The sequence below is a fragment of the Streptomyces sp. KL116D genome (assembly GCF_030766975.1).
Classification (GTDB): domain Bacteria; phylum Actinomycetota; class Actinomycetes; order Streptomycetales; family Streptomycetaceae; genus Streptomyces; species Streptomyces longispororuber_A.
On record NZ_JASERH010000094.1, the window covers coordinates 87,934 to 95,983 of the forward strand.

At 73.4% G+C, this 8,050-nt stretch carries 7 protein-coding genes and 1 tRNA gene; 3 read left to right on the top strand and 5 right to left on the bottom strand.

Features of this window, described 5'->3' with window-relative positions; all coding sequences use genetic code 11:
* Positions 1-10: 10 nt before the first annotated feature.
* Positions 11-2,458, top strand: a complete 2,448-nt coding sequence (locus RBJ77_RS37510) for a phosphoribosyltransferase (RefSeq protein ID WP_372349024.1) — start codon at positions 11-13, stop codon at positions 2,456-2,458.
* Positions 2,455-3,270, top strand: coding sequence for an HAD family hydrolase (locus tag RBJ77_RS37515; protein WP_372349025.1), 816 nt, complete (start codon positions 2,455-2,457; stop codon positions 3,268-3,270). The genes RBJ77_RS37510 and RBJ77_RS37515 overlap by 4 nt, the downstream gene beginning before the upstream one ends.
* 298 nt (positions 3,271-3,568) lie before the next feature.
* Here RBJ77_RS37515 and RBJ77_RS37520 read toward each other — a convergent pair whose 3' ends face one another.
* The 5 genes from RBJ77_RS37520 to RBJ77_RS37540 all read right to left on the bottom strand — a co-directional run bounded on the left by RBJ77_RS37520 (position 3,569) and on the right by RBJ77_RS37540 (position 7,740).
* Positions 3,569-3,787 carry a zinc ribbon domain-containing protein gene (locus RBJ77_RS37520; RefSeq protein WP_372349026.1) on the bottom strand — a complete coding sequence of 73 codons (219 nt, stop codon included), beginning with the start codon at positions 3,785-3,787 and terminating at the stop codon, positions 3,569-3,571.
* A 9-nt stretch (positions 3,788-3,796) separates the two neighbouring features.
* Positions 3,797-4,510, bottom strand: coding sequence for a FadR/GntR family transcriptional regulator (locus tag RBJ77_RS37525; protein ID WP_372349027.1), 714 nt, complete (start codon positions 4,508-4,510; stop codon positions 3,797-3,799).
* A 33-nt stretch (positions 4,511-4,543) separates the two neighbouring features.
* Positions 4,544-5,065, bottom strand: a complete 522-nt coding sequence (locus tag RBJ77_RS37530) for a DUF4383 domain-containing protein (protein ID WP_372349028.1) — start codon at positions 5,063-5,065, stop codon at positions 4,544-4,546.
* An 87-nt stretch (positions 5,066-5,152) separates the two neighbouring features.
* Positions 5,153-6,466: a hypothetical protein gene (locus tag RBJ77_RS37535; protein ID WP_372349031.1), complete on the bottom strand. Its 1,314-nt coding sequence runs from the start codon at positions 6,464-6,466 to the stop codon at positions 5,153-5,155.
* A gap of 470 nt (positions 6,467-6,936) precedes the next feature.
* Complete coding sequence (locus RBJ77_RS37540) at positions 6,937-7,740, bottom strand: DUF4097 family beta strand repeat-containing protein (protein WP_372349029.1); 804 nt, start codon at positions 7,738-7,740, stop codon at positions 6,937-6,939.
* Between the two features lie 236 nt (positions 7,741-7,976).
* Here RBJ77_RS37540 and RBJ77_RS37545 point away from each other — a divergent pair.
* Positions 7,977-8,048 (top strand) — tRNA-Val (locus RBJ77_RS37545).
* Positions 8,049-8,050 lie beyond the last annotated feature (2 nt).

The window sequence follows — 8,050 nt, forward strand, 5'->3', positions numbered from 1 at the left end:
GCCGACGAGAATGGACGAGAGGGATACACAGGACGTGGTGTGGTCGGGTGCATGGGTCGCGGAGCGGCTGGGAGTGGAGCTGGCCGGTGACCAGGAGCTGACCGGGCTGCTGGGGCTCGCGCTGCGGCGCAACCCCAAGCGAGCGCATCTGCTCGTGTCGAACGTGCTGGGCAAGCACGTGCCGCAGCGCCCGTCGGTGGTCTGGCGCTCAGGACACGAACTGGGCGTACGGGTAAGGGAGTTGCTGGGCGACGACGCGGCGCGGCGGGCCGTCGTGCTCGGGTACGCGGAGACCGCGACAGGGCTCGGCCACTCGGTGGCCGACGGCATCGGCCTCGCGCCCTATCTGCACTCCACGCGCCGCCCCGTCGAGGGCGTCGCGCGCGCGGGCGGCTTCGAGGAGTCCCACTCGCACGCCACCTCGCACCTGCTGCTGCCCGAGGACCCGAAGCTGCTGGCGGGCGACGGACCACTGGTCCTCGTCGACGACGAGTTCTCCACGGGGAACACGGTCCTGAACACCGTCCGCGCCCTGCACGCGCTGCATGCCCGCGACCACTACGTCATCGTCGCGCTCGTCGACATGCGCTCGCCGGACGACCAGGGGCGCCTGGAGGCGTTCGCACGCGAGATCGGCGCGCGGGTGGACCTCGTGGTGGCGGCCCGCGGCTCCGTGCGCCTGCCGGACGGGGTCCTGGAGAAGGGACAGGCGCTCGTCGCCGAGCACGAGGCGGGCGCCCCGTCCGTGCCCGCGCCCCGGAGCGGGCACGGCGAGATCGTGCGGGTCGACGGCCTCGGCTGGCCGGCCGGGGTCCCGGACGGCGGCCGGCACGGCTTCACGCCCGCGCACCGCGAGCGCCTCGAAGCGGCGCTGCCCGCCATGGCCGAGCGCCTCGCACCGTACGTCCGGGGCCGCGTACTCGTCCTGGGCAACGAGGAGTTGATGTACGCCCCGCTGCGGCTCGGCACCGCGCTCGAAGCCACCGGGACCGACGTCGCGTACTCCACCACCACCCGCTCCCCGGTCCTCGCCGTCGACGACCCCGGCTACGCGATCCGCACCCGCCTCGTCTTCCCCGCGCACGACGCACCCGCCGACGGACCGGGCGACCGCTTCGCTTACAACGTGGCGGGGGGCGGCTTCGACACGGTCCTCGTCGTCCTCGACTCGGCCGGCGACACCGCCGAACTCCACGCGCCCGGCGGCCTGTTGGACCGGGTGGCCGCGCACGCCGAGCGCGTCGTGGTCGCGGTGATCCCCTCGTACGTACCCGTCAGTGAAAGGCCCCGCATGTCCCTGCCCGAGCCGCTGCGCGGCCCCGCCTTCTCCTCGTACGCGCCCGACGAGGTCGGCTGGCTGCTCCAGGACCTCTCGGACGTGACGCTGGAGGCGCCCACCGAGGAGCGCGAGGAGGCCATCCAGAGCGGGGGCGCGCACTACGCGGAGTCGCTGCCGGTCGAGTACCAGCCCAGCGAGCAGTACCAGGACCTGTTCCACGCGGCGCTCGACACGTCGGCCGCGCGGATCGCCCGTGCCGTCGGCGTGGTCACCGAGACGGTGCTCGCGGAGCGGTCGCCGCGGCGCCCCGTCCTGGTGTCCCTCGCGCGGGCCGGCACCCCGGTCGGCGTGCTGATGCGCCGGTGGGCGCAGTGGCGGCACGGCCTCGACCTGCCGCACTACGCGGTGTCGATCGTGCGCGGCCGCGGCATCGACGCGAACGCGCTGCGCTGGCTCGCCGCGCACCACGACCCGGCGGACGTCGTGTTCGTCGACGGGTGGACGGGCAAGGGCGCCATCACGCGTGAACTCGCCGCCGCGATACGGGAGTTCGAGGAGGGCGGCGGTGCCGCCGGGTTCGACCCGGAGATCGCCGTGCTCGCCGACCCCGGATCGTGCGTGCGGACCTATGGGACGCGCGAGGACTTCCTCATACCCTCGGCCTGCCTCAACTCCACGGTGTCCGGGCTGATTTCACGCACCGTGCTCCGGGCCGACCTGGTCGGTCCCGACGACTTCCACGGCGGCAAGTTCTACCGGGAGCTGGCCGACGCGGATGTGTCGCAGCGGTTCCTCGACGCGGTGCAGGACCGGTTCGCGGAGGTCGGTGACGCGGTCGACACCGACGTCAAGGAACTGCTCGGGGCCGACCGGACGCCGACCTGGGAGGGCTGGGCCGCCGTGGAGCGGATCAGCGAGGAGTACGGCATCCACGACGTGAACCTCGTCAAGCCGGGCGTCGGCGAGACGACGCGGGTGCTGCTGCGCCGGGTGCCGTGGAAGATCCTGGCCCGCGAGGACGCCGGCGCCGATCTCGACCACGTGCGCCTGCTGGCGGAGCAGCGCGGCGTTCCGGTCGAGGTGGTGGGTGAACTGCCCTACACCTGCGTCGGGTTGATCCATCCACGGTTCACGCGCGGGGCGACCGGTGCGGACGGCAGGGCGGTGGCGGCGAAGTGACCCCTGTCGTCGTCGCGAGCGATCTCGACCGTACGCTCATCTACTCCGCCGGCGCCCTCGGGCTGACGATGCCCGACGCGCAGGCACCACGACTGCTCTGCGTCGAGGTGTACGAGCACAAGCCCCTGTCGTACGTCACCGAGGACGCCGCCGGGATGCTGGTGGAGCTCGGGCGGCGTGCGGTGTTCGTGCCCACCACGACGCGGACGCGGGAGCAGTACGGGCGGGTGCGGCTGCCCGGGCCCGCGCCGGCCTACGCGATCTGTGCCAACGGGGGACATCTGCTGGTCGACGGGGTGTCGGACCCGGACTGGGCGGCCGGGGTGACGGAGCGGCTGGCGTCGGAGTGTGCCCCGCTGAGGGAGGTGCGGGAGCGGATGGTCGCTGCCGCGGATCCGGCGTGGCTGCTGAAGGAGCGGGTCGCGGAGGACCTGTTCGCGTATCTCGTGGTCGACCGGGGGCTGCTGCCCGAGGGGTGGGTCAAGGAGTTCGCGGCGTGGGCCGACGGGGTCGGGTGGGGAGTGTCGCTGCAGGGGCGGAAGGTGTATGCCGTGCCGAAGCCGTTGACCAAGGGGGCGGCTGTGCGGGAGGTCGCGCGGCGCGTGGGGGCGGAGCTGACGTTGGGGGCGGGGGATTCGTTGCTGGACGCGGATCTGTTGCTGGCGGTGGACCGGGGGTGGCGGCCCGGGCACGGGGAGCTGGCGGACGTGGGGTGGGCTGCGCCCGGCGTGACCGTGCTGGAGGAGCGGGGTGTGGTGGCGGGGGAGGCGGTGTTGCGGGGGTTTCTCCGGGCGGTGGGCGGCGCCGCTTGAGCTGTGCCGGGGTCGGCGCTTCCGGGTCTTGGCGGGCTGCACCGGGGTGCGTCTGACCGGTGCCGTGGCCGGGCTTCGTGAACTGTTGCGCGGCATTGGGGGGTGGCTGACCTGTGCCGTGGTCGGCGTCCCTCGTGCATCGTTGCGCGGCAGCGGGGCGCGTCCGAGCCGTGCCGTGGCCGGCGCCCGTCGTGCATCGTTGCGCGGCACCGGGGGCCGCCTTGCCCACCCTGCCGCCCCAGGCGGCAGATTGCCCAAGGCTGGGTGGGCTCGACTGTGACGGGTGGGAGCCGGGGGGCTAGCTGCAGCAGCCGCCTCCGCAGCAGCCGCCGCCTCCGCCACCGCCGGACGGGGCCTGTGGGGTCGGGGTGGTGCCTGCCAGGCCTACCGTCGAGAGGAGTTTCACCGTGTCCGGGTGGCCCGCCGGGCAAGTCGCGGGGGCCGAGGACTCGGCCATCGGGCGGGACAGTTCGAACGTGTCGCCGCAGTTGCGGCAGCGGTATTCGTAGCGAGGCATGCGCCCAGATTACGGGTCGTCGCGCAGCGAGAGGTCGAGGAGTTCCAGCATCGCCGTGTAGGCGCCGTCGGCGTCCATCTCCCGCACCCGGTCCGCCACTTCCGCGTGACTGGCCACCGGATGGTGGTGCGGGCCCGCGAACACCAGCCGGCTCCGCGCCCCGAGCGCCGGCCCGATGACCCGGAGCAGCTGGGTGAAGAACCGGTTGCCGGAGGCCCTGAGCAGGGTCGAGTGGAACGCCACGTCGGCGCCCGCGGCCCGCACCGGATCGCCCTCCAGGGACCGCTCCGCCACGGCCATCGCCGTCAACGCCTCGTCGAGAGCGGCCAGATCCTCGTTCGAACGGTGCTGCGCGGCCAGCGCCGCCGCCGACGGTTCGACGGAGCGGCGCAGTTCGTGCAGGTCACCGAAGAGGGCGGTGAGCGCGGGCGCGGGAGGTGTGTGGGCCGCCAGCGTCCAGCGCAGGACGTCACGGTCGAGGAGGTTCCAGTCGGACTCCGGGCGCACCTGCCACGTCTCGTCCACCATGTCCTTCGCCACGAGCACCCGGACCGCCGCCGCGAACACGGCTCGGGCGACGGTCGTCGACTCGATGGTCAGACAGGACGGTTCGAGTAACGTGCCCGCGCCGTACGTGCCGTCGGCGATGCCGCGCGCCAGTGCCTCGACCACGATGCCGCGCACGTCGCGCCCGGGACGCGGCACCGGCGGTGAGCTGGTCATGCGGAGCAGGCTCGCACGGCACCCCGGGCAATATCAATCGGCGCCGGGTCGGTCGTCGGCCGCGTGCCGGGCCCGCCAGTACGGGTTGTCGTGCGGCAGGGTGCCGCTGACCCGCCCGTACATCCCGAAGAACATCAGCAGCAGTCCGACGACGAAGCTGAAGAGGACGTTCTGGATGCGGAAGGCGAGGAAGTTCGCGCCGGTGTCCAGCAGCGCCAGGTTGACGAAGCCGCTGAGGATGAACAGGATGCCGAGCACCATGTTGAGCGTCGACGCGAAGTTGCCGCCGATCAGCGTGCCGACGAACAGCAGCAGGCCGACGCAGATGGACAGGACGCTGAGCGCGCCGTTCGTGTTCAGGCCGGCGACCCGGTCGCCACCGGTGTCGAAGAAGCCGACCTTGTCGATGAGCCCGAGAATGCCGAAGGCGAGCAGGACGAGTCCCATCAGGCCCGCGCCGGTGCGGTACACCTTGCTGAGCCGGTGGTCGACGGGCAGGTGCTCGTCGAGAGTGACGCGCCGCCGGGATCCGGGGTGGAGTACGTGCGTGGCCATGATCGCCTCGCCTCCTTGCACATGCGTCACGTGCGCGTACGCACGCACTACAAGGATCCGCCCGGCGTCCGGCGAGTGCCAACCGCGTCAGCCGCCGCCGCGCTCCTCGCGGATCTGGGCGACGACCCGGGCCACCGTCTGCCGCACGGCCTCCGTCTCCGTGAGGAAGTGCCAGTAGTCGGGGTGGCGGCCCTCCAGGCCCTCGACGGCACGGTCCAGGCGGCCCACGGAGTCGTCGAGGGGGCGGGCGTGCCGGGGGTCCGGGGTGCTGCGGCCCGCCATCGCCAGCCGCTGGGCGTCCCGGATCGCGAACCGGGTGCGGTCGATCTCCTGCTGGGGGTCCTTCGCCACCGCGTTCAGCCGCTGCAGGCGGTCGGAGGCGGCGGAGACGGACTCGTCCGTGCTGTTCAGCAGGGCGCGGACCGTGGACAGCAGGGCGGTGGCGTCCGGCCAGCGCTGGGCCTCGCGGGCGGTGCGGGCCTCGGCGAGCTTGGCCTCGGCCTGCCGCACGTTCTCCCCCGCGAGCTCCGGTACGCGCTGCAGGTCCTGCCAGCAGGCGGCCGTGAACCGGCGCCGCAGCTCGCTCAGGATCGGCTCGACCTGGCCCGCGCGGGTGGTGAGGGCCTGGGCGCGGGTGCGCAGGGAGACGAGCCGGCGGTCGATCTCGGCGGCCTTCTCCGGCAGCCGGTCGGCCTCCGCCCGGACGGCCTCGGCGTCCCGTGCGACCCGCTCCGCGCGCTCCAGGGTCTCCGGTACGCCGTGCTGTCCCGCGCCCTGGTTCAGCCGGGTCAGTTCGGGGCCGAGGGCGGCGAGCCGGGCCGCGAGGTCGTCCGCCTTCAGGCCCGCCTGCCGTACGGCGTCCAGCGCGGTCGTCGCGGCGAGCAGGGACTGGCGGGCGCGCTCCACGGACGGGGCGAGGCGGGCCAGCTGGGTCTCCGCCTTGCCGAGCAGCGGTCCGAGGCCCTGGGCGAACCGGTCCAGGTCGCCCTTGACGCGGGTCAACTGGTCCTTGGCGCCGGTCAGTTCGCTCCGTGCGCGGGTCGCCGTGCTCGCTTCCAGGTCGTCGCGGTCGAGGTCGTGGGCGTCGACCGCGGTGATGTACTGCTGGCTGACCTCGTCGATGCGGTGGCCGAGCTGCTGGAAGTCGGTGACGGCGCGGCGGGCCGCGGGGGAGTCGTCGACCGCGGTGATCGTCTCTATCGAGATGCGCAGGTCCCGCTGGGCGGTGTCCAGCTCGTAGAAGGCGGCGGCCGCGGCGTCCTTGGCGGCCTGGGCCTCGGCGCGCTGCGACTCGGCCCGGCCGCCGAACCACCGGCGGGTGCCTCCGGCGTTGAACGTGGCCACGGTTGCCGCGGCGAGGATCGGGAGCGGGAGGAGGGCCAGCGTCAGGAAGTCGCGGATCGGGCCGCCGGGGCGGGGCCGGGCCGGGGGTGCGTCTGCCTGGCGGGTGCCGTTCGCCGGGTGCGGGTTCGTGGGGACCGGTCGCGCAGTTCCCCGCGCCCCTGGGGGGTTCGTGGGGGCTGGTCGCGCTGTTCCCCGCGCCCCTGGGGGGTTCGTGGGGGCTGGTCGCGCTGTTCCCCGCGCCCCTGGGGGGTTCGTGGGGGCTGGTCGCGCTGTTCCCCGCGCCCCTGGGGGGTTCGTGGGGGCTGGTCGCGCAGTTCCCCGCGCCCCTTCGGGGCTCCTGGTGGAGCGCGTCGGGTGCAGCGGGACTTCAGGGCGTGATGTCCCTGCGGAGGAGTCGGAGGCAGGGGACGACGGATGCTGTTGCATGGTGGTCGTCGTCGCCGTCACTAACCTCTCCCGTGCTGCCCGTGTCGTATCGTCCTGCCCGGTTCATTCTCCCACCGGTTAATGACGAACACACGGGCCGGTTAGTTCGCGGTTCGGACCGTGACTTTTCCGTCCTGGGCGCGGGCGGACACCCGGTGCTCGCTGCGCGGATCGCGGGGGACCGAGACATCGACGGCGCCGTCGTCCGTGTCCGTGGTCACCCGGTACCTGGCGGAGCCGGGCAGGCCGAGGGTGAGGGAGCCGTCCTGGCTGGTTGCCTCGACGCGGTCGGGGACCGTGCGCAGGTCGATGCGGGCCTCGCCGTCCTCGGTGCGGACGGTGACGCGGCGGGCGTCGATGCCCGTGGCGTGCAGCGAGCCGTCCTCGCCGGTCAGGCGCAGCGGCCCCGAGGTGTTCTCGACGCGGACGGAGCCGTCGCTGGTCGAGATGTCCAGGCCGTTCTCGAAGTCGCGGGCGTGGACGCTGCCGTCGTCGTTGCGGACGACCACGGCGACGCCGCGCGGCACCTCGACGCGGTGCCGGGCCGAGCAGTTGACGATGAAACCGCTGCAGTGCATCCGCAGGGTCAGCCGGTCCTCGGCGGACCGCCACGACCAGGTCGCCTCGGGCGAGGAGCCGATCACGGTGGACCCCTCGAACCACCGGGTCACCTTCACCTCTTTCCCGTCGCCGGGCACGAGGTCGAGCCGGGAGTCGTCCGAGTCGACCGTGAGCGTCTTGCCGTGCAGGGCGAAGGAGCGGTGCTCGGGGCTGGTGTCGTCCGACGAGTCGGCGCCGCACGCGGTGGCCGTCGCCGCGACGGCGACCACGGCGGTGGCGGCGGCCAGGACGCGGACGGTGCGGTGCGAACGGACCCGCATACGGACTGACGTGCGGACTGACATGGTGAACTCCCCCTGCGGCGGCTGGTCCTGCGGTGCCGGGACGGTGCCCGGCCTGATGAACGTACGAGGGGGAAGGGGGCCGGCGGGATCCGGTCGGCCACCGGATCGCGGGTGGGGTTAACCCCCGCAGGGGCCGGGCGGGGACCCGTATCGGACCTGGTCGTCACTGGTGTGCGGTGCACGGCCGTCGGCAAGGTAGGCTGTCGGCTCGTCCTGGTCACAGCGCCGGGGATCTCGGGTGCGTAGCTCAGGGGTAGAGCGCCTGCCTTACAAGCAGGATGTCGGCGGTTCGAAACCGTCCGCGCCCACC